The 22,889-nt window shown below is 32.5% G+C and carries 22 protein-coding genes and 1 other annotated feature; of the genes, 3 read left to right on the plus strand and 19 right to left on the minus strand.

Annotated features, from left to right (window positions below):
• Positions 1 to 2: 2 nt before the first annotated feature.
• Both BED47_RS16795 and BED47_RS16800 read right to left on the minus strand, forming a co-directional pair.
• Complete coding sequence (locus BED47_RS16795) at positions 3 to 1,205, minus strand: quaternary amine ABC transporter ATP-binding protein (protein WP_025568434.1); 1,203 nt, start codon at positions 1,203 to 1,205, stop codon at positions 3 to 5.
• A 514-nt stretch (positions 1,206 to 1,719) separates the two neighbouring features.
• Complete coding sequence (locus BED47_RS16800; RefSeq protein ID WP_439097792.1) at positions 1,720 to 2,811, minus strand: M42 family metallopeptidase; 1,092 nt, start codon at positions 2,809 to 2,811, stop codon at positions 1,720 to 1,722.
• 204 nt (positions 2,812 to 3,015) lie between these two features.
• On the opposite strand from BED47_RS16800, the gene BED47_RS16805 reads away from it, so the two are divergent.
• Both BED47_RS16805 and BED47_RS16810 read left to right on the plus strand, forming a co-directional pair.
• Positions 3,016 to 4,086 carry a nitric oxide synthase oxygenase gene (locus tag BED47_RS16805; RefSeq protein ID WP_025568432.1) on the plus strand — a complete coding sequence of 357 codons (1,071 nt, stop codon included), beginning with the start codon at positions 3,016 to 3,018 and terminating at the stop codon, positions 4,084 to 4,086.
• 122 nt (positions 4,087 to 4,208) lie between these two features.
• Entirely contained in the window at positions 4,209 to 5,030 is an 822-nt protein-coding gene (locus BED47_RS16810) for an MBL fold metallo-hydrolase (protein WP_025568431.1), read from the plus strand.
• Positions 5,031 to 5,210: 180 nt separating this feature from the next.
• Here BED47_RS16810 and rplT read toward each other — a convergent pair whose 3' ends face one another.
• From rplT to BED47_RS16895, 17 genes are all read right to left on the minus strand, one after another.
• The gene (rplT, locus tag BED47_RS16815; protein WP_025568430.1) at positions 5,211 to 5,567 is read right to left on the minus strand and encodes a 50S ribosomal protein L20; all 357 of its coding nucleotides are present in this window, start codon (positions 5,565 to 5,567) and stop codon (positions 5,211 to 5,213) included.
• Between the two features lie 42 nt (positions 5,568 to 5,609).
• On the minus strand, positions 5,610 to 5,810 hold the full coding sequence (gene rpmI, locus BED47_RS16820) for a 50S ribosomal protein L35 (protein ID WP_025568429.1): 201 nt from the start codon (positions 5,808 to 5,810) through the stop codon (positions 5,610 to 5,612).
• A 23-nt stretch (positions 5,811 to 5,833) separates the two neighbouring features.
• A complete protein-coding gene (infC, locus tag BED47_RS16825) occupies positions 5,834 to 6,337 on the minus strand; it encodes a translation initiation factor IF-3 (protein WP_069034593.1) in 504 nt (167 codons plus the stop codon).
• 74 nt (positions 6,338 to 6,411) lie between these two features.
• Positions 6,412 to 6,538, minus strand: a sequence feature (ribosomal protein L20 leader region).
• 132 nt (positions 6,539 to 6,670) lie between these two features.
• Complete coding sequence (gene ytxC, locus BED47_RS16830) at positions 6,671 to 7,504, minus strand: sporulation protein YtxC (protein ID WP_025568427.1); 834 nt, start codon at positions 7,502 to 7,504, stop codon at positions 6,671 to 6,673.
• Positions 7,505 to 7,615: 111 nt separating this feature from the next.
• Complete coding sequence (gene dnaI, locus BED47_RS16835; protein ID WP_025568426.1) at positions 7,616 to 8,551, minus strand: primosomal protein DnaI; 936 nt, start codon at positions 8,549 to 8,551, stop codon at positions 7,616 to 7,618.
• A gap of 14 nt (positions 8,552 to 8,565) precedes the next feature.
• Complete coding sequence (locus BED47_RS16840; protein WP_049813521.1) at positions 8,566 to 9,996, minus strand: replication initiation and membrane attachment family protein; 1,431 nt, start codon at positions 9,994 to 9,996, stop codon at positions 8,566 to 8,568.
• Positions 9,997 to 10,032: 36 nt separating this feature from the next.
• Positions 10,033 to 10,503: a transcriptional regulator NrdR gene (gene nrdR, locus BED47_RS16845; RefSeq protein ID WP_025568424.1), complete on the minus strand. Its 471-nt coding sequence runs from the start codon at positions 10,501 to 10,503 to the stop codon at positions 10,033 to 10,035.
• Between the two features lie 834 nt (positions 10,504 to 11,337).
• Positions 11,338 to 11,724, minus strand: a complete 387-nt coding sequence (speD, locus tag BED47_RS16850) for an adenosylmethionine decarboxylase (protein WP_025568423.1) — start codon at positions 11,722 to 11,724, stop codon at positions 11,338 to 11,340.
• Positions 11,725 to 12,212: 488 nt separating this feature from the next.
• Complete coding sequence (locus BED47_RS16855; RefSeq protein WP_029715263.1) at positions 12,213 to 13,232, minus strand: glyceraldehyde-3-phosphate dehydrogenase; 1,020 nt, start codon at positions 13,230 to 13,232, stop codon at positions 12,213 to 12,215.
• A gap of 92 nt (positions 13,233 to 13,324) precedes the next feature.
• Positions 13,325 to 13,921 carry a dephospho-CoA kinase gene (gene coaE / locus BED47_RS16860; protein ID WP_025568422.1) on the minus strand — a complete coding sequence of 199 codons (597 nt, stop codon included), beginning with the start codon at positions 13,919 to 13,921 and terminating at the stop codon, positions 13,325 to 13,327.
• Between the two features lie 76 nt (positions 13,922 to 13,997).
• Positions 13,998 to 14,681 carry a sporulation membrane protein YtaF gene (gene ytaF, locus BED47_RS16865; RefSeq protein ID WP_302622009.1) on the minus strand — a complete coding sequence of 228 codons (684 nt, stop codon included), beginning with the start codon at positions 14,679 to 14,681 and terminating at the stop codon, positions 13,998 to 14,000.
• A 19-nt stretch (positions 14,682 to 14,700) separates the two neighbouring features.
• A complete protein-coding gene (mutM, locus tag BED47_RS16870) occupies positions 14,701 to 15,534 on the minus strand; it encodes a DNA-formamidopyrimidine glycosylase (RefSeq protein WP_069034595.1) in 834 nt (277 codons plus the stop codon).
• A gap of 19 nt (positions 15,535 to 15,553) precedes the next feature.
• Positions 15,554 to 18,181 (minus strand): DNA polymerase I, encoded by a 2,628-nt coding sequence (gene polA, locus BED47_RS16875; protein ID WP_084006976.1) that lies wholly within the window; start codon positions 18,179 to 18,181, stop codon positions 15,554 to 15,556.
• A 238-nt stretch (positions 18,182 to 18,419) separates the two neighbouring features.
• Positions 18,420 to 18,599 carry a DUF4177 domain-containing protein gene (locus BED47_RS16880; RefSeq protein WP_049813519.1) on the minus strand — a complete coding sequence of 60 codons (180 nt, stop codon included), beginning with the start codon at positions 18,597 to 18,599 and terminating at the stop codon, positions 18,420 to 18,422.
• A gap of 317 nt (positions 18,600 to 18,916) precedes the next feature.
• Complete coding sequence (gene pnpS, locus BED47_RS16885) at positions 18,917 to 20,683, minus strand: two-component system histidine kinase PnpS (protein WP_025568417.1); 1,767 nt, start codon at positions 20,681 to 20,683, stop codon at positions 18,917 to 18,919.
• Positions 20,676 to 21,392, minus strand: a complete 717-nt coding sequence (locus BED47_RS16890; RefSeq protein WP_025568416.1) for a response regulator transcription factor — start codon at positions 21,390 to 21,392, stop codon at positions 20,676 to 20,678. The genes pnpS and BED47_RS16890 overlap by 8 nt, the downstream gene beginning before the upstream one ends.
• A 177-nt stretch (positions 21,393 to 21,569) precedes the next feature.
• Positions 21,570 to 22,040 (minus strand): MaoC/PaaZ C-terminal domain-containing protein, encoded by a 471-nt coding sequence (locus tag BED47_RS16895; RefSeq protein WP_025568415.1) that lies wholly within the window; start codon positions 22,038 to 22,040, stop codon positions 21,570 to 21,572.
• 338 nt (positions 22,041 to 22,378) lie between these two features.
• Here BED47_RS16895 and BED47_RS16900 point away from each other — a divergent pair, with 338 nt between their 5' ends.
• Positions 22,379 to 22,843, plus strand: a complete 465-nt coding sequence (locus BED47_RS16900; RefSeq protein ID WP_025568414.1) for a hypothetical protein — start codon at positions 22,379 to 22,381, stop codon at positions 22,841 to 22,843.
• Positions 22,844 to 22,889 lie beyond the last annotated feature (46 nt).

Here is a 22,889-nt window from a genome sequence, read left to right on the forward strand (position 1 = left end):
ATTTAACCTCCCTTTATATTTAAATCGTCTGTTTTACCCGCTAATGCACCGATTACTGCTCCACGGATAATGACACCTTTTAATCGATCATTTTTATCTATAACTGCTAATGGTAGTACAGATGTTGCAAGTGCTCCAATTACATCCGTTAATAAAGTATCTTCATAAACAGACACAATTTCCTTCTGCATAGCTTCCTCTACCGATTTATTTTTAATAAGCGCATTTGAAGCATCATCAGCAGTAATGGCTCCAAGCAGCTTTTGTCTACGATCAACAACAAATATACTTGAATATCCTTGGTCTCGCATTACTTGTAAAGCTACACGTGGTCCACGGTCAGGCGTAATTCTTTCAGCACGCTTCTGCACATGAGCCGCCGTTAAAACTTTTGATAGGTCTACATCTTCTACAAATCGTTCAACATATTCATTGGCTGGATTTACCATGATCTCCTCAGGAGAACCAATTTGCATGATGTTACCATCTTTCATTAGAGCAATTCTATCTCCAATTCGAAGGGCCTCATCAAGGTCATGTGTTATAAATATAATCGTTTTTTTCATCGTCTCTTGCAGTTCTAATAATTCGTCCTGCATATCTTTACGAATTAATGGATCGAGCGCGCTAAATGCTTCATCCATTAATAAAATATCCGTGTCACTTGTTAGTGCCCTTGCAAGGCCAACACGTTGTTGCATACCACCACTTAATTGTGATGGGAACTGATGCTCATATCCTTTTAAGCCTACTATTTCTAATGACTTCAGAGCTTTTTCTGTTCTTTCTTCCTGTGAAATATTTTGTATTTCTAAACCATATTCTGTATTTTCAAGAATTGTCTTGTGTGGGAACAGAGCAAAATTTTGAAAAACCATACTAATTTTTTTACGACGAACATCTCTTAACTGCTGAGGATTCATTTTTACAATATCCTCATCATCGATTAAGATTTGTCCAGTAGTTGGTTCAATTAATCGATTGAGCATTCGAATCAAAGTCGATTTACCACTACCTGACAGTCCCATTACAACAAAAATTTCACCCGGGAATATTTCAAAGCTTGCATTATTTACCCCGATTGTTGAGTTTGTCTGCTCTAATATTTGCTTTTTTGAATAACCCTTTTCTAGTAACTTTATGGCGTTCTTAGGAGACTTACCGAAAACCTTTGTTACGTTTTTCACTTTAACTTTCGCTTTCATTAACTCACCTCAAAACTTTTTATTTATTTTGCTTCTCTATCTATGAAATAAGGATTCTCCCTATAAAAAAAATCAGCCAAGTACTATTTAAGTCTTGGCTCCTTAAAAACTCCATCTACAAAATTGGAGTCTAAATTTTATTTATTAGCTTTAAAAAATTCCGTAAGAAACCATTTTTCAAACTATATTTCCGAGTATCCTTATTTGAAAAGCGTGCATTCATGATAACAATAAGATATGACAAAACTATTTCAAACAAGTTATAGGAATAATACAATTTGTTTCAGTTCGATAACGTTAAAGAAGAAAAAAGTGGGAATATCAGGTTGGTTAGGTAAGTAGAAGAAGCAAAAAAACCCTTTATAAATAAGGTTTTTTCGGAGATATGAAAATTAACTTTATCAAGTAAGATTCATGAGGATGTAAAAAAGGCAGATGGTGTAATTTAGTTTCTCATAAGAGCTTCAAAAGGTACTATAAAAAAAATCCCTCAATAAATGAGGGATTTTTTTTCTTAGTTATATGTTAAACGCTCCACTGTTTCGCGATCTAATCGTTTGATTACTTCTACGATTAATTTAACTGTATTTTCATAGTCATCACGATGAAGGATACCAGAATGAGAATGAATATATCTCGTTGGAATTGTGATTGCTAATGCTGGAACACCTTTCATAGTAATATGCATTGAACCAGCGTCAGTTCCTCCGCCAGGCATCGATTCGTATTGATATGGAATTCCAATTTCATCTGCTACATTTACTACAAATTCACGTAAATCTTTATGAGACACCATTGATGCATCATATAAAACGATTTGTGGGCCTTTTCCTAATTTACCTTGTGCTTCTCTTTCAGATACACCTGGCATGTCACCTGCAACACCGACATCTAATGCAAAACCTATATCTGGTTCAACTTTATATGTAGATGTTTTTGCACCACGAAGTCCTACTTCTTCTTGTACTGTTCCAACTCCAAATACAATATTTGGATGTGCTTGGCCTTGTAATTGTTCTAAAACGTCAATTGCAATAGCACAACCGATACGGTTATCCCATGCTTTTGCTAATAATAATTTTTCATTTTTCATCGTTTGGAATTCAAAATATGGAACAACTTGGTCTCCAGGACGAACGCCAAATTCTAATGCCTCTTCTTTACTTGAAGCACCGATATCAATAAACATATCCTTAATGTCTACTACTTTTCTTCTTGCTTCTGCACTCATAATATGAGGCGGTTTCGAACCAATAATACCTGTAATATTACCTTCTTTTGTTGAAATGGTAACACGCTGAGCAAGCATTACTTGAGACCACCAGCCACCAATTGTTTGAAAACGCAAAAATCCTTTGTCATCAATTTGTGTAACCATAAATCCAACTTCATCAAGATGTCCAGCAACTTTAATTCTTGGACCATTTGGGTCTCCGGTTTTAACTGCTATTAAGCTTCCTAAATTATCAGTTACAACCTCATCAGCAAGTGGTGTAATATATTTTCTCATTACTTCACGTGGTTCATGTTCAAATCCAGCTACGCCGTTTGCATCTGTTAGTTCTTTTAACATTTGTAACTTTGCATCTAAAGTAGACAAACTCATCCATCCTTTTTTTAAATAAGATTATGTACATATAACATTATACAATTTGGGATTCCTTTTGACAAAATTTTTAGATAGTTCTTCAGCCCTCGTATTAAAACATATAAATTTTATATTAATTTTCTCCTAATTGTTTGTGGGGTATAATAATGAAGCTTATAAATAATTACTAGTTTTTTTAAAATTAACCATCTGGAGATTAATATGATAACAACTTCCGCTTTATATAAAGAAGCATTTTCCTTTATATCACAATGCTATAAGGAACTCGATAAATCCGATCAAATAGAAAAACGATTAAAAAGTATCGAAGCTGAAATTCGAGATACTGGTTTTTACACTCATACTTATGAGGAATTAGAGCACGGCGCGAAAATGGCGTGGCGCAATAGCAACCGCTGTATCGGTAGACTATTTTGGGATAAGCTTCATGTTTTAGATGCTCGCCATATTAACGATGATAAAAGTATAGAGCACGAAATATTACATCATATAAGCTATGCAACAAATTCAGGTAAGATTCTACCTACAATTACAATTTTCAAACCAAATCTAGGAACAAATAACACTCTTAAAATCCATAATCACCAGCTGATACGCTATGCTGGCTACGAAACAGAAAATGGAATAATTGGAGACCCAAAATCGATTGAATTTACAGAGGCATGTGAGAGTCTTGGTTGGAAAGGAAATGGTACTAACTTCGATATTTTGCCCATTGTTTATTCCTTAGACAATCATGAACCAAACTATTTTACGATCCCAAATGAATTTGTACTCGAAGTACCTATCGAACATCCTGAATATGATTTTTCCCCTCTAAATACTAAATGGTATGCTGTTCCGATGATATCAGATATGATTTTAGAGATTGGTGGTATATCTTATAGTGCTGCCCCATTTAATGGATGGTATATGGGAACGGAAATCGGTGCTCGAAATCTTGCTGATGAATTTCGTTTCAATCTATTGCCGAAAGTAGCAAAAATTATCGGCCAAGATACAAATAGAAACAGTACACTTTGGAAAGATCGTGCATTAGTTGAATTAAATATTGCCGTTTTATATTCATATAAAAAAAATGGTGTTAGTATTGTTGATCATCATTCTGCCGCACAGCAATTTCTCCAATTTGAAAAACAAGAAGAATCATGTGGCCGTGAATTAACGGGTAATTGGAAGTGGTTAATTCCGCCTATGTCGCCTGCTTCAACCCATGTTTTTCATAAACGATACGATGATACAATTGTTAAGCCAAATTTCTTTCCAAGATAATCATTATAGTTATAACCTTAATGAACTACACATTTGTAGTTAATTCATTAAGGTTTTTTCTATTATTTGATACAATATTAAGTATCAACATAATTTTCTAAAAATTAAAGGAGTAATTCAAAATGATTTTATATCAAAATGACAATATTACTGTATTTCAAAGTGCATTATTTCAAACAAATTCAACCGTTGTAGCAACCGACGATTGTATCATTATTGTTGATCCAACTTGGTTACCGCATGAAATCAATGAAATAAAGGAATTTGTTGAATCAATTAAAAATGAACGACCAATTTATTTATACTTTACACATGGAGATTTTGATCACATTATAGGTTATTATGCATTTCCTAACGCTAAAACGATTGGTAGTGAAAATTTACATAACCATCCTGAAAAAGAGATTAAACTATCAAAAATCCGTCAATTTTACAATGATAATTATATTAATTATGCTCAGCCAATACAATTTCCAAAAATTGATTTAATTATTAGTGAAGATGGCCAGGAAATTAAAATCGGACAAACAACATTAAGATTTTATCATTCTCCTGGACATACTAAAGATGGTTTATTCCTTTATATTGAAAATTTAGGTATATGGGTTACAGGGGATTATTTATCTGATTTTGAACTTCCGATTGTATTTGATAGTGTAAAAAGTTACTACAATACATTAGATAAGGCAGAAGAACTAATTAGTAAGTTTGAATTCTCATTGTTAGTTCCAGGCCACGGTCAAGTTTCATCAAATATAGAAGAGATTGCTACTCGAATTGAGCTAGGTAGAAGTTACTTAAAAAGACTTCAAAAAGCTGTACAGAATAATAATGAGACAGAAATAAATTCGTTAGAAAAAGAGTTTTCATTTCCATCTGGTTTCACAAAATATTGTCATGAATCAAACGTTACTAACATGAAAAAAGAATTTAGTTTCGTTTAAAAAATTATTAAAATAAAGAAAACTTGCCTATTGGCAAGCCTAAAGGCGAAGACAGAGGTTTAGTTGCACTTATACTTTATTCCTAAAATTGGATACCACGTCGAATTAACTTCCTCGTTGCCAATTTATCCTTTAAAGTGAAAAAAATCCTTAACAAATGTTAAGGATTTTTTAAACGAATTATTTTAAGTTAGCTTTTGCAGCGTTTGCTAATTCAGCAAATGCTTTTTCGTCAGCAACAGCTAGGTCAGCTAACATTTTACGGTTAACTTCGATACCTGCTAATTTTAATCCGTGCATTAAACGGCTGTAAGAAAGTCCGTTCATACGAGCAGCCGCGTTGATACGAGTGATCCATAATTTACGGAAATCACGTTTCTTTTGACGACGGTCACGGTAAGCATACATTAATGATTTCATAACTTGTTGGTTTGCAACTTTGAATAATGTATGTTTAGAACCGTAATAACCTTTTGCTAATTTAATAACCTTTTTACGACGAGCGCGTGTAACTGTACCGCCTTTAACTCTTGGCATATTGTTTCCCTCCTAGATATCTATCTAATACGTTTATCGTTCTTATTTCATGTTTGTAAGCATAAAGCGGATACGTTTGAAATCGCCTTTGCTTACTAATGAAGCTTTACGTAATTTACGTTTTGCTTTTGTAGATTTGTTAGCGAATAAGTGGCTTGTGTAAGCACGACCACGTTTTAATTTACCTGATCCAGTCTTTTTAAAACGTTTTGCTGAACCACGGTGAGTTTTCATTTTAGGCATATCGTGTTTCCTCCTCAAATAAATTACTTTTCGTTTTTAGGTGCTAAGACTAAGAACATACTACGACCGTCCATTTTTGGATGTGACTCAACAGTTGCAACTTCTGCACAAGCAGTTGAGAAACGATCAAGTACTCGTTGTCCAATTTCCTTATGCGTAATAGCGCGTCCTTTGAAGCGAATAGACGCTTTAACTTTATCGCCTTTTTCTAAGAACTTAATTGCATTACGAAGTTTTGTGTTAAAGTCATGTTCATCAATTGTAGGACTTAAACGAACTTCTTTCATGCTAATAATTTTTTGGTTTTTACGGCTCTCTTTGTCTTTCTTTTGTTGCTCGAATCGGAATTTTCCGTAGTCCATAATACGACATACAGGTGGTTTTGCCGTTGGTGCTACCATCACTAGATCAAGATTAACATTCGAAGCTAACTCAAGAGCCTCTTGTTTTGTCTTGATTCCAAGTTGATCTCCGTTAGGACCAATTAATCGAACTTCACGAGCACGAATTCCATCGTTTACCATCATGTCTTTGCTAATAGTAAAACACCTCCAAGGTATTGTAAGAATGATCTTAATTTGTTTCGTTGAAGCAATCATAACCCAACAAAAAAGTGTGGGTATATAAATACACCCACACTGACAGTATCAAAGTAATTAATGATTCTGTTACCTGATAACAGCTTGTAGCGTCATCCAGGTGAGAAGCGGGTGCTTCTTCTTCAACAAATAAGTATTCTTTTCTTTCGTTACTATAACATAGCGACATGATGTTGTCAATATTCGTATGCTTTGTTCGCAACGAAATTTATTATATCAAAGAAACTTATTTATGACAATGCTTTTTTAAATTATAAATTTTCATTTCAATTTTTCCTGTGAAAACTCTTGTAATGTATGTATTAGGACTCTTTCTTGAAAGATATTTTGGAGTGTAATGATTAATGAAATATCGACTGATGAAGTGTATAAATGAATTCTTTTAGGTGCAATTGCTGTTAAGGGCAAAATTAATTCGTTATCAATATACTCTCTATTTTCCACTTGTTTGCCATATTCTTTTAATACATCTTTAGTAAGTGGTAAAAATAGATGATCATATACGCTAAATTTCCCGTCAAAAACTATATGCACATGTGGAATAAGCGCATCCGTTTTAAGTACCTGCTGTCTTAAACTCTCAATAAGATTCTGGTATTCGTTTTCTAATTTGTACTCATCTATTGCAATTTCACAAACATAAGCTAACTGCTTGTAATATTCCTTCAAACGAAAAGTAATAAATGAATCGAAGCTAAAATTTACTCCATCTTTTAAATACTCAGAAAGTGCATAAGAAACTAGATTCTTACTTCTACGAATTTTTTTCTGGTTTGGTATGCTTCTTCTAGTTCCTCTTAATAATGATTGTGCAATAGGTATGATTTGATTTTGCTCGTCTTCCTCATAGAAAAAAGATGTATGTAAAATGGATTGAATCCACTTATCTTCTTTTTGAAGTAAAATAAATTGTACTAGTGTCGGAACTAAAATACTTTTTATTAAATCTTCAGTGTTTTGAGGAAATGTGATTAAAATTGTATTGATTTTGTGTCTTCGTAAAATGTATGGTCTCGATTGCTTTTTTAAACGTTTTTGTAATCGTTCGTAGACATAAGCTGCGTCAATGGGTTCATTGAAAAAAATTTCAATCACCCTGTTCCCCCCTTTCTAGCACCACCTAGTCCTATATATATTAAAGAAATAATTAAAAAATGACGCAAAATCACTTAGTAATTTGTGATTTTACGCCATTTTTTGATTTTTTTATGAATGTCTTAAATTTGAACCAGAAATTTTAACTGGTTTGGCTAAAAACTTAACACGATCTACAATACGTGCTGCTTTAACCCTTTCTTCTTCTCCACGTTGAGAATATGTTAAGTGATGCTCTAATTGATTTAAATCAGCATTCGATGTAAAGAAGGTAGGCAATTTTTCTAGCATGCGGTATTGAAGTATTGTGCCTAATATTTCATCTCTTGCCCAACTAGACATTTGCTCTGCACCAATATCATCTAACATAAGAACTTCCACTTTTTTTACAGCTTCAATTTTCTCCTCTAATGTGCCATCACTAATAGAGCTTTTTAGTTCGCGTAAAAATTCTGGTAAATAAACGAGCATTGAAGTTATTTCTTCCTCTGCTAGTTCATTTGCTATAGCCCCAAGAATATACGTTTTTCCAACCCCAAATGGACCATGTAAATATAAACCTTGAGCCATTTTTCCTTTTTCATAGTTCATAATAAACTGTCTAGCAGCAGAAATTGCTTCAAAACGGCCAGGGTCTTCTAAAGACAAGTTTGACATAGATGCTTGAAGAACATCCTTTGGTAAGTACATGCATTTTATCAATGACTCATGTTTTTTGCGTTTATCATGTTTGACACCATTTGGACAACGATCATATTGAACATCAATACGTTTTCCTTGAATAATCAAATGAGGATGATAACCATGCACCATATTTTTACACTCATTAAAAGATGGGCAATCTTCACAATTTACACTTTGTCCAATATACTCATATAGCTTAACTAAGCTACTATCAATCATTTGATCCGTAATTTCATTTTTATGCTCAGCTAAAAATGAAATGATTTTTGGGTGACTACGGACTTCTTGTCGCATTTTTTGAAATGTGTCCTGGAATTGTTTATTTTTCATTAATGCACTAAATGCGTTTTGAATAGGTTCCATTAGCGTCCTCCCATTTAACGTTTCTTTTTATTTTTAAACATTTCTAGTTCTTTTTCTAATCGTTTTCGTTCTTCATCTATCGAAGAATCGTTTTGGTTATTGATTGTTGCCGGTGCAGTCTGTGATTCATTCGACTCACTCGATTGAAGCCAGTCAGGTACAATCTCAGTTCGAATTGTTTTATTTCGTCTATTACTTGAGCGAGTTTTTGCAGCAGTTGCACTTTGTTTAGTTTCTTCAAACTCTTTACGGGCAAGATCCATAGCTTGTTTAACTGTTGTTACACCTTTTCTCGCCCAATGACTTGCTATCTTAATTACGTAATTTCTAGAAAGTTTTTTATCTAAACGGATCATTACATAGTCAATTAACACATTTGCGACCCCAGGTAGAAGCTTTTGATCGATCATAATCTCTTCGATAATTTTCAAATCAGCTTCACTTGGTTCAGCTCCACCCGATATCTCCTTAAGGTACTGGCGAGGAGAAATTGTTTCGAAACAATGAATTAATTTTTCTTCTTGAGTTGATGGCTGCTCATTGATCATTTGTCTATGCTGAATCGGTTGAACCTTTTCCACAATAGTAGGCAGCGCTTCATGATGTTGGAATTGATACCAGTCTCTTGCTTCAAGTCGAAGCGTCTCAATATTGATTTTATTATCTTCATTTAATGAGCGCATAACAATCGTTTTCATTTGAATTGGATTTATTCCATATAAAAATGCAAGTTTTAAAATTGTTTCTTTTACTTCTGTAGTAAATGCTCTTTTTGGAACAAATGAATCTGAAAGTCCATCTAAAAATAGAGCATAGTCAAACTCTTCCATTTTGACAGATATTTTAATTGGCTGATTGTCTTGTAAAATTCTACGATCATTTGCCGTAGAAAGATCGTTACTTTGCTGAATTTCATTTAATTGCTCAACTGTAATTGCCTGGAATACCGAATCAAATGAACGTGAAATCTCACGAAACCCTTCTTTCGAAAATGCCTGTCTACTAAAAAAGGTTTTGGTTCGTTGATATTGTGTTTTTCCAATTGTTTTAAACAGAAAAATATTTAGGATAGGGTCTTCGAAAAAAGAATGAGGATCTAGCGGAGATTGAAGCTCATACAGAAGCTTTTTTGTACTATTTTCAAATCCTTCATAAACTTTAAGTAAGCCGATTCCTTCAAGGATTAATCTTTGTTCATAAATTGATTTTAAATTACTTTTCATTCCAAGCATTAAAGAATGATGTGTTAAAGTATTAGGATTAAGGTCCGTTTGTTCACATTCACTCCAAAGCGTCATATATAAACTTAAAGCTTGACTACCAATTATTGGTTGATACAACATCGTCAATACTTGCCTATGAAAATTATGTAAATACCCAGCTGCCATTACAGTATAAGGATCCGCAGGTAGAACATCCATCCAGTGTTGCTTATCAATAGACATTCAAACATTCCTTTCTTGTATCAAAAGAGCGAAGTATTATTCGTCTTTACCTCGCTCTTTGTTAATTAAATCTTTTAATTCATCAATGAATACATTAATATCTTTAAATTGACGATAAACTGATGCAAATCGTACGTATGCAACTTCATCTACTTTAGATAAATGCTCCATGACCATTTCACCTAGAACTTCACTCGGAACTTCTGATGTGCCACTATTTTTCAGTTCTTTTTCAATGCTATGAATAATATCTTCTAGCTGAGATAAAGAGACAGGGCGTTTTTCACACGCTTTGATCAGACCCCTTAACATCTTATCTTTACTAAATTCTTCACGAGCTCCCTCTTTTTTTACAACTAAAATAGGATTATCTTCAACTCGCTCGAAAGTTGTAAAACGATGCTGACATTCTTCACATTCACGTCTTCTTCTAATTGAACGACCTTCATCTACTGGTCTACTATCAAGTACTCTTGTCCCATTAAAGTTACACGTTGGACATCTCATCGTTATAGTTCAACTCCAAACACTTAATTGTTTAAACGTATTATTATAACTCTATACTATAACAAATTCAAAATAAACTAAAGTTTATTTCATGCTGTCGAAAAAAGAAGTTGTCAATTAAATAAGAATGCCTTGTTGATTTTCACTACGAGATGCTCGCTTTCCATGGGGCATGAGCTGAGCCTCCTCGTTCCTGCGGGGTCTCACCCTTCCTGCATCTCCCATAGGAGTCGAACATCCCTTCGTTCCAATCAACTCTTCAAATATAAAAATTAATCTTTAGATCATTAGAATAATGATCATTTTAAATAATTGTCTTTTATTGACTAAAAAATGTACCCAAAATTCAAATTCTACTTATACAAATTTATAAAATATGGTAAACCCCTTTATGACATTGCTCTTTAGCTGAAATAATTTTTTCTTAGCGAAATCATTATTAAGTCAATTAAAAACATAAAAAACATTTTTTAATCAACGAGTTTCAGAGCCTCTTGTAAAAACTTAAACTTAATGTTCATACTTTTCATATTGACTCTAATATATTTCAACACTCTTGATAAATTAAAGTTTTTTCAACGAGTTGGAAATTATCAATAAAAAATTAATATTATGTTGATGTTAAACAATTTTAATAATAAGCCGTTCAAAACTTCTTTATTTTAATTTAATGAAAATATTTTTTTACTATGTAAAGATTATTGAAAACAAGTTTGTTTAGATAATCTGATTTTAGCTCCAAAATTTAGCCTAAATGCAGCATTATACCAAACTCTTTAAATCAATTTAACAAAACAAAAAAGAGAGATGAAAAATCACCTCTCTCAATTCTTTTTAGTTACCATTTACAATTTTTACATTATCAACTTGAATGGGACCCATTCCTCTTGGTAACTCAACGTTTTCGCGAGTATCAGCTTCTAAAGCTTCAGCGATAAAGTTTGCAGCTACATTCGGATCAATTCTATCACCGCAAGTGTAAACATCAATACTTGCATAACCATGCTCAGGAAAACTGTGAATAGTTAAGTGTGATTCTGAAATGATTACGACACCACTAACGCCATGAGGAGCGAACTTGTGAAAAGCAACTTCACGAACTTCTGCACCAGAGCGTAACGCAGCATCAACAAAAGTTTCCTCAATAAATTTCATATCATTTAATTTTTCTGTATTACAACCCCATAATTCTGAAATGACGTGACGACCCATAGTATCCATATTCATTTCCCCCTTAAAATAATTTGTCATGACTTCTATTGCGAAAGTATGATCAACTACCACGGGGGAAAGTTAGTCCAAAGAGGTCCTAACCCTTTAAGTAATTAGTTATACTTTTAGAAGTTCACGAAAGTTAGTATACTTTTTTTAAATTTGAATTGCAAGATAAATTTTATTTTTTTGTTATTTACTGAATTAATTGTGAAGAAAATAAGTCTAAAAGTGCGATAAATGCATGTATAGCAGGGAAACGAAGGGTACATGCTTTTTAGGGGATCGATCGTTATTTGGTATTGTAAATCAAGACTTCTTAGGTGAAAATCAACGTTCCTCATGTAATAGATATTAAGTCATAGATCCCTCTTTTATTTAGTCATAAATTCACATTTCTTCTTAATATGTTATATAACTTCAAAAAGACTAACCAGATAAACTAGTTAGCCTTTTGTATTCGTTTACAATTTTTTATAAGTACAAGATTTTAATGATTAAACAGTTTCAAGCTTTTTTATTTTAGAAGCAACGATTGACACTAAGTCAACTACACGTCTTGAGTAGCCCCACTCATTATCATACCAAGCTAATACTTTAACTTTTGTACCATCAATTACCATTGTTGAAAGAGAATCGATAATTGCAGAGTGTGTATTAGTATTAAAATCAATTGATACTAATGGTTCGTTACAATATTCGATAATTCCGTGCATTGATCCTTTAGAAGCAGTTTCAAATACTTCATTAATTTCTTCAACAGTTACTTCTCTCTTTAAGTCAACAACTAAGTCAACAAGTGATACGTTTGGAGTAGGAACACGTAAAGCCATACCATGTAACTTGCCATTTAAATGTGGAAGTACTTTAGATAATGCTTTTGCTGCACCTGTAGTTGTTGGAATAATTGATTGACTGCAAGCACGTGCACGACGTAAATCTTTATGTGGATTATCAATATTTTTTTGATCATTTGTAAATGAATGAACAGTTGTCATTAATCCATTAACAATACCAAATTGCTCATCTAATACTTTTACAACTGGCGCTAAACAGTTTGTTGTACAAGATGCGTTTGAAATAATATGATGATTTTCTAGGTCTAATTTATCATCATTTACACCAATTACTACTGTGATATCTTCATTTTTACCAGGTGCTGTTAAAATTACTTTTTGAGCTCCAGCAGTGATGTGCATTTTTGCTTTTTCAGCATCATTAAATTTTCCTGTTGCTTCAATTACTATATCAACATTAAGCTCGTTCCATGGAAGTAACTCAGGATTTCTTTCACTAATTAATTCCACACGCTTACCATCAACGATTAAATGATCTGCATTTGCAATTACTTCACCATCAAACTTGCCATGAACTGTATCATATTTAATTAAGTGCGCTAAAGTTTCAGAAGGATAACTTGCATTAATTGCAACGATATTATAATCTCCATTTTTAATTGCTTGACGGAAAACCATGCGTCCAATTCGACCAAATCCATTTATTGCTACATTTACCATAAGTAAACCCCCAATTAAGTTATACTGTTTATTATCTCCCTGCAATTAGTATAACACATAACTTGGATTTTGGTTAAACTATTTACATTATTTTATGAAATAATTTTATTTAATAGGTCTTTAACTTGTATTTTTGTATCCTCAAAGTCACCATTGTTATTTATTACGTAGTCAGCACGTGCTGCTTTTTCTTTAACTGGTATTTGAGATGCAATACGTAAAAGTGCATCCTCTTTCGATAAACCATTACGATTCATCAAACGCTTTAATTGATTTTCTTCCGACACTGTCACTACGATTACTTTTTCAACCAATTCAATTGAGTTACCCTCATATAAAAGAGGAATATCTAAAATAACAAGTGGTTCACCTTGTTTTATGTATCGATCAGCTTGTTCTTTCATTTCACGTCTGACTTCCGGATGTACTATTTCATTAAGTTGTAAGCGCTTTTCTTTATTATTAAAAATAATACTTCCGAGAAATGGTCGATTAATTTCACCAGACTCTAAAAGAATCTCACTTCCGAAAGCTTCAACGATTTTTTTAAATGCAGGTTGTCCAATTTCAACCACTTCTTTTGCAATTACGTCTGCATCAACAATTGGAACATTTAATTCCTTTAAGTAATTGGAGACTGTACTTTTTCCACTTGCAATACTACCAGTTAGTCCAAAAATTTTACCCATCTTTTATTCTCCTTACACTAGATAAAGAGGACCAAATGGAATAAATCCATTCGGATACACTCTTTCATTATTTTTATTACATCTTCATTAATCCAATTAATATTAAGAAAACACCTGGTAAGAAGGTTAACTTTTGAAGCCACAATGTTTTCGATAACACATTTCCTAATTTCATACCAAATAATAAGAATAAAGCACTTGCAGTAGATGTTACAATTGCCGTCAATAGTGGAGAAAATCCAAGTAATGATGCACCTATACCAGCCCCAAAGGCATCAAGTGAAAGTGCAAACCCAAGTAACATCGCTTCCAATCCATTAATACTACCTGAACGATCTATGTCTGCAGTTGTAGGCTTCTTTAAAATTTTTACGACTACACCTAAAATTTCAAATTCCCAGTCAATCCCTTTATCTTCTAACTCATTCTTTTCTTCTATATTTGATCCTTTATTTGATCGGTAAAATTGAAACAGTACCCATAATCCTATACATACAAGTACAAATCCTCCGATTCTTTTTGCTATTATTGGTGAAAAAAAGTCTGTAATTGCATGCCCAATCCCCATGGATGTCATTAATATGATTCCTGAACAAGATGCAATTGTAACGATTGATTTTAAAGGAATTTTTACTTTTCGAAGTCCATAAGTAAATCCAACACTGCAACTATCTAAGCTTAGTGCGCATGCTAGTAGTATTAATGATAGCATATTTACCATAAAAATAGGCTCCTCTCTTTCGTACTCTTGATATAGTATGAAAGAAAGGAACCTTATGTTAATTTTTTTTAGGCTGACATACCGGGCAAAAAGAAGTACCTCTGCCACCAACTTTTATTTTTTCTATTGGTTGGCCGCAATTTTGACACTCTAAACCCTTTCTGCCATATACTTTAATGATATCTTGAAAAGTTCCTATTTGCCCTTGTGAATTTACATAAGAACGAATTGTGCTTCCGCCTAAATTCACAGCCTCTTGTAAAGTTGCTGTAATGGATTCGGCAAGTATTTTTATTTGTTTAGGCTTTAATGATGATGCAGGTGTTTCCGGATGAATCTTAGCTCTAAACAAAACCTCATCAACATAAATATTGCCTAAACCGACTACTAATTCCTGATCTAATAAAACGACTTTAATTTTTCGGTTTGTATTTTTAAGCTTTTCCCTTAAATAATCAGCAGTAAATTCATCGGAAAATGGCTCTGGACCTAATTTAGCAAGTGGTGGTCCTTCATTCTCCTCACCTTTATTAAATAAATGCATAGTGCCAAATTTACGAACATCTTGATATCTAAGTTCAGTTCCATCTTCAAATAGGAATCGAACATGTGTATGAGGTGCTACAGGTTCTTCCGCTGGGAACACGCGAAATTTCCCTTCCATTCTTAAATGCGAAACAAGTGTAAAATCACTTAATTGAAATAGTAGAAACTTACCTCGACGATTTATATTTTCTACTGTTTGACCTTTTAGTAAAATCTGAAACTCATCTACTTCATTAGGTTTTTTAATTATTTTTCCCCATGAAACGATTACTGTTGAGATTGTTTTCCCAACTATTAAATCCAGTAAAGTTCGTCTAACCGTTTCAACTTCTGGTAATTCAGGCATAAAAAGTCATCCTATCTATTTATTTTGCTTCAAACCAAGAATCTCCAAAATTATAATCAACCTTTAATGGCACAACTAGCTCGACTGCATGTTCCATTACTTCTGGTACGATTTTTTCTAAAATTGCTAATTCCTCTTTTGGAGCTTCTAATATTAATTCATCATGTACTTGTAAAATTAATTTTGCCTGAAGTTTTTCTGCTTTAAGACGTTCATCTAATAAAATCATCGCCTTTTTAATAATATCTGCAGCACTACCTTGGATTGGCGTATTCATCGCTGTTCTTTCAGCAAATCCACGAACATTAAAATTTGAGCTTGAAATTTCAGGGATATAACGACGTCTATTTAAGATTGTACTTACAAATCCTTCTAGTTTAGCCTTTTGAACAATATCTGACATATAATCTTTTACTTTTGGAAAACTAGCAAAGTACTTTTCAATAAATCTAGACGCTTCTTTTCTTGTAATACCTAATCCTTGTGATAATCCATAATCACTAATTCCGTATACAATCCCAAAGTTAACAGCTTTTGCTTGTCTTCTCATATTACTTGTTACCTCATCAGCACTAACATGGAAAACATCCATTGCAGTCTTTGTATGAACATCAAAGTCATTTTTAAATGCATCCATTAAATTATCGTCTTGTGCGATATGAGCTAATACCCTTAATTCAATTTGAGAATAATCGGCAGCAAAGATCAGCCAGTCTTTTTTAGATGGGACAAAAGCTTTTCTAATTTTTCTACCTTCTTCTAAACGAATCGGAATGTTTTGCAGGTTAGGATCAATTGAGCTTAAGCGACCAGTTTGTGCTAATACTTGATTAAATCGTGTATGAACCTTGGAATCTGATTCATTGATCACTTTTAATAAACCTTCTACATAAGTAGAATTTAATTTCCCAACTTGACGATAGTGAAGAATTAATCGTATGATTTCATGTTCTGCCTCTAATTTTTCAAGTACATCAGCAGAAGTCGAATAACCAGTTTTTGTTTTTTTACCAGATGGTAAATTTAACTTTTCAAATAATATAACACCTAGTTGCTTTGGTGAATTAATATTGAATTTTTCACCGGCTAACTCATAAATAGACTCTTCAAGCTCTTTTAACGTATTAGCTAGTTCTGAACCCATCGTACGAAGAGTCTCTTCTCTGACTGTTACTCCTTCAAATTCCATATCACCTAAAATAAAAGTTAATGGTAATTCTAATTCTGTTAGTAGTTCAAATTGACTATTTTTTCGCAATGATTCTTCTAAAGTTTCTTTTAATTTGCTAATAGCAATTGTTTTACGAACAATATATTCTGATAAAACTTCATCTGATGGTTTAGTTTGCTTTGCACCTTTACCATAAATCGATTCGGCAGTTTGAATTGAAAAATCTATTTTACCATTTACGATATCAGCAAATTCTTTATTAGACTGGGCAGGGTCATATATATATGAAGCAAGTAACGGGTCGAAATTAACACCATTTAAATTAATCCCTCTCCACTTTAGTGCAACATAAGCACCTTTTGCATCATATACATTCTTATTAACACTCTCATCCTCAAGCCATTTTTTAAATAAATCCGACTCTAATCCAACAGTTGTTGGAATAAAGAAATGACCTTTTTCATTTGAAAGTCCAAACCCTTGAATTTCTTCTGTATGATAATTTTCTCCGATCATTTCAACGATTAAGCTTGAATGGTTCGCTAAATGTTTCTCCTCAATTGAATCTAGTACTTCATAGTTAATCTCTTCTAGATCTTCCATCGTTTCTTGGATATCCAATTTAGCTAACAATGATGTGAATCCAAGGGATTTAAAAAATTCCGCTACTTTATTCGTATCGGCTTCTGGAAGCGTTGTGTCATTTACAGTTAATTCAATTGGTGAGTTTTTATTAATTGTCGCTAATTGTTTACTCATTAAGGCTTGATCTTTATTTTCACTTAAATTTTGAAGAAGCTTTGCTCCACTTACTTCCCCTATATTTTCATAAAGACCTTCTACAGTTTGAAACTGTTTTAAAAGTTTAATTGCAGTCTTTTCCCCAATACCTGGTACACCAGGAATATTATCAGATTTATCACCCATTAAACCTTTCATATCAATAATTTGATCAGGTGTAATCTCATATTTTTCATGAATCGCTGCAGGAGTATATTCTTCAACCTCAGTAATACCCTTTTTAGTCATACTTACTGTAATACGATCATCAACTAGCTGTAATAAATCTCGATCACCTGAGATAACCTTTACTTCATATTCATCTTTAGAAGCTTGACCTGCAAGTGTACCAATAATGTCATCCGCTTCATAATTCTCTAACTCATAACGTGCAATTCCGTATGTATCTAATAACTGGCGAACAAGTGGAAACTGCTCACTTAACTCTGGTGGAGTCTTTTGTCTTCCACCTTTATATTCTTTAAATGTACTATGTCTAAATGTTGTTTTCCCTGCATCAAATGCAACAAGCATATGAGTCGGTTTTTCATCTTCAAGAATTTTCATTAACATCATTGTAAATCCATAAATTGCATTCGTATGGACACCTTTATCATTACTTAAAAGTGGCAATGCAAAGAAAGCTCTATAGGCAATACTATTCCCATCAATTAAAACCAATTTTTTCTTCAAAATAGATCCCCTTCCTATTACAAATCTCACTATCTTTTTATGTATAATTTTATTTCATACTTTATCTTTTCAAGAGGTTAGTCGTTTCCTCATTTCCTTGCTCTTAACATTTTAACACGAACTATTCATAAAAGAAAAAGAGGTCGTCTTTGATTCAGGCATATTAAAAGTTTTTATTCACTTGAGACTAAAGTTGAATAATTATGACTTTTAAGAATGAATCGTAAGACTACCTCTGTAATTAATTCAAGTCGATTTCTCGCTCAAAAATTAGTTCAACACATGAACCTTCTATTGCTGCTTGCTGATTATTTACAACCTGATGGAGGCGCCAGCCACTTTTAGCATAGTTCCCAACTACGTCATAATAATATCTATTTGATGATTTCGTGTTAACTTTTACAAATTCGTATTCGTACATCTGTATCCACCCTCCGATGTATGATTCAACACTCATAATTTCCCCAAAAATTATAAAAGTAATATGATCAAATAAAGAAAACTCTTCGACTGTGGTGATTACTCGTTGCCAATTTATACGATCTTAAAGTGTAATAAAAAAGGTATCCACTAGTATGGACACCTTAAAGAAAAAATAAAACAGTATTAAATATAAAAAATCCCGGAAGTATAACTACTCCCGGTTTAAGATAACTCCTTGGATGAAGGGGTTTTCATCATAACTATAACAATTTTTTATTAATTATTAATAAATACAATGTAAAAACAATGTAAATGTTACATCGAAATATTTTTATTTAATGTTACAATGAATGATGTCCCATGGCCTAGTTTACTTTCAACTTCGATTTTGCCTTTATGCGCTTCGACAAGATGCTTTACAATCGCTAGTCCTAGGCCTGTCCCTCCAGAGTTCCTACTTCTTGCTTTATCTACTCTGTAAAAACGTTCGAAAATACGAGATATATCTTCTTTTCCAATTCCAACTCCTGTGTCATTAACCCTTAAAACAATATGATCATTCGTCTCGGAGGCAGTAATAAATACTTTACCACCAGCTGGAGTATAGTGAATTGCGTTATCAACTAAATTAATAATTACTTGCTTTAATCTTAACGCATCAGCATATACAACTAACGGACTATTTAAATATAATTTGAAGTCTATATTCTTCTCTTCTGCTTTTTGATTAAGCATTTGCTGTACATCTTCAATAACTTGTTTTGCTGATACTTCTGCAAGATCTAATTTAAAATTCTGTTGCTCAATTTTTGAAAGGTCTAACAAATCTTGAATAAGTGTCTGCATACGATCACTTTCCGTTAAAATAATCGATAAGAAGTTTTTACATAACTCATCATTTTCCATTGCTCCATCTAGTAGAGTTTCAGTAAAACCTTTAATAGATGTAATAGGTGTTTTAAGCTCGTGGGATACATTTGCAAAAAAATCTTTTCGAACTTGCTCTAATTTCTTTAATTCACTTATGTCATGGAAAACAAGAACGATTCCTTTCCACTCGTGATTTATCCCAATGATTGGTGCACCATATATTTCAAAATGTTTTCTTTCAATTGATAATGGCAGAATGATTTGCTTTCTAACTTTTATTTCTTTTAGAAAAATTTCTTCCACAATTTCAATGACTTCTTTATGTTTAAATGCGTCATAATAAAGTTCACCCAGTATACTTCTGGAGTCAATTTTGAACGTTTCTCGATATGTTTTATTAATTAGGTTTACATGACCCCTACTATTAATTAAAACAACCCCGCTACCAATATTATGGATTAATGTGTTTAATCGATCTTGCTGCATTTCTTGTTGACTAGTCATTTCTTGTAGATTTTTTGCAAGTACATTCATTGCTTGACTTAACATTGTTGTCGATTCATTACTTTCAGCTAATGTTCTAGCTTTATAATTCCCTTTGGATAATTCAATTGCAACTTGTGTAATATCTTCAATTGGTTTTGAAAATTGATGCGAGTATCGTATCAGTAAAACTATGATGGCAAATAAAACAAAACCTAATAATGAAAATAATAACATCGAAATACTTCGGTAAACTTCTTTGATTGACTTAGTTGAATAATCGACAATTAAAAATTGCTTATTGCCATGTTTATCTGTAATTTTCTTGCCATAATATTTAGCTGCAGAATCTTTTTCAGTAAATTTAGCTGCACTCTCTACTTTATCAAGTCGTTCTAGATAAGTTTTTAAATCCTTTGATGATATATTCAATTCCACATTCTCATTGCTAGATTTAGCAATCAGATTATAGTGATCATCAAATAATATAATATCGATATTTAAGTCCTTTGATATCTTTTTTAACGTCTGATTAGATATATTCTTTGTTAATGGTGTATTCGACTCCATAATTGAGGCAATTAAGTTAGTTTCTTTCTCAATTCTTTGGTCATAGTTTGTCAGATAAAAGGATTTAAATATTTGCCCTAGTACGATTCCTAATATAACAAGAATAACGATTATGATTGCAGAGAATCCATAGAGCAATTTTCGATTAAGATTACTCATTTAATCTTGGTTCCTCTAATTTATATCCTAATCCACGAATTGTTTTTATATAAACTGGTTTTTTCGAGTCTAGTTCAATTTTTTCTCTTAAATGGCTAATATGAACATCGACAATTCTAGTGTCTCCAGCAAAATCATAATTCCAAACAGCACTTAATAATTGATCTCTAGTTAATACTCTACCTTTATTTTTCGTTAAATATAATAATAACTCAAATTCCTTAGGTGTTAACTCTAGTTTTTCACCTTGGAAATATGCTTCATAGTACTCAGGTAGAATTTTTAGATCAGCTATTATTAAAGTATCAGCATCGTCATTTGATTGTACTGGTGTCTCAGTAATTTTAGATCTTCTTAAAATCGCTTTAACTCTAGCTACGACTTCTCTTGGGCTAAATGGTTTTGTCATGTAATCATCGGCACCAAGTTCGAGTCCTAACACTTTATCAAATTCATCATCTTTTGCTGTAACCATTAAAATAGGCGTCGTATTTCTTTGTAGTCTTAATTCTTTACATACTTCCATACCATCTTTTTTAGGTAGCATTAGATCTAGAACAATTAATTCTGGTTTTTCCTCTACAGCCTTTTGTAAACCTTCATCCCCATCAGTAGCTGTAACAACTTGGAAGCCTGCTTGTTCTAGGTTAAATTTGATTAAAGTTAAGATATGCTCTTCATCGTCAACTACAAGAATTTTATTGTTCATTTCATATTCCTCCAGGTCATTGTTAACCCCTCATCCATTTGTAACTATTTTATTATTTATGTCTACTTTTTAATCATACTAAAAATTCCATCAGACGTAAAACGTAAAAAGCAGGGATGGAAAGTTCATTCAAAAGTAAAACAACAAAAAAAGAATGTCAGAGTTGACATTCTATAGTTAAAAATTTTCATATAATAGAGCATTCGATTGGTTTACCGTTGGTGGAATTACTGTCAGTTTTCCATTAGCAATTTCAGTTTGCGTTTTATTTAAAACGCTTACATTAATACATACTTCATTTAAATCTAAGTTAATTTCGACTACCTCAAAATGAATTGAAATTGTTTCATTGTGATATATATGTTGATCGAATTGAAGTTCTTTTTTTATAATATGACTTCCTGGACCAGGTAAATGTTTTGTAACTGCTGCAGAGACTAGCCCGCTTATAATAAAACTTGGAACAATCGGTTTATTATATTTTGTTTGAGAAGCATAGTTGTATTGAGTATATAATGGGTTTGTATCGCCTGTTAAAGCCAGGTATAAGTAAATATGTTTTTCATCAATATGTTCTGTTACAATTAACTTTTCACCAATTGAAATGTCTTCAAGTTTTCGTCCGATTTTTGCTTTTTTAGTTAACATATTAAACCCCCTGTTTATCTTAATATTTTAAAAATTCGATAAACAACAGCAAATTTCCTTCTTAATCGGCAAAATTTTTATAAAAAAACTTATAAAAATTTTTACTTTTCGTCTGTTTATATTTTCCCCCTTATGGATGATAAAATTCTATCTTTCTCCTTAATAAGTAATTAAATACTCTATATTCGTTCTGTATAAAAATCATTGTGGTTTGTTGCATAAAAAACTTGTACATACTTATACCGTGAAACGACAATTCAGATGCATAAGTTTTTGGTATAATTTAGTAGATAAGATGATTAAATTAAAGTTTGGCTAAGTGAAAAGGAGAGATGGACATGTCTTATACAGTTGATTTTAAAAATGTGTCTACGGTTGGTTTAGAGTCTTCCCCAGTAGTAGATGCACTTGCTGGTTTACGTGCAAATGAAGCTCGTTATTTTATGAACAAGTACAAACATGAATTTACGGTTGTACCAGCTAGTGAAAGTCAGGAGACACTTGATTATGTTAACCGAATTTTGAAAGAAGAACGTGATATCGTATTCGCTGCTAAACCTTTAGAAACATCTCGTTTTCAAGTGGAAAATATTAAATTTACCTACGTCTTTTATGAGGATGGACTTTCGGTAAATGTTATGTATACGGTTGATGACCCTAAAAAGCGTGCTGTTGGTTTTAAACTTTCTGACGGAATGGAAATTCCAATGGAGTTAGTAGAGAAGTTTAAGTTTGCTAGGCAGAAGTCTAAACTAGCTGGAACGATTCGTGGCTCATATTTTGTAATTAAAGGTGAATATTAAAGTAGGATAAAATGAAAGACCCACAAGGTAATTAGAAATTACTTGT

It is taken from the genome of Gottfriedia luciferensis, from assembly GCF_001712755.1.
Lineage (GTDB): Bacteria > Bacillota > Bacilli > Bacillales > Bacillaceae_G > Gottfriedia > Gottfriedia luciferensis_B.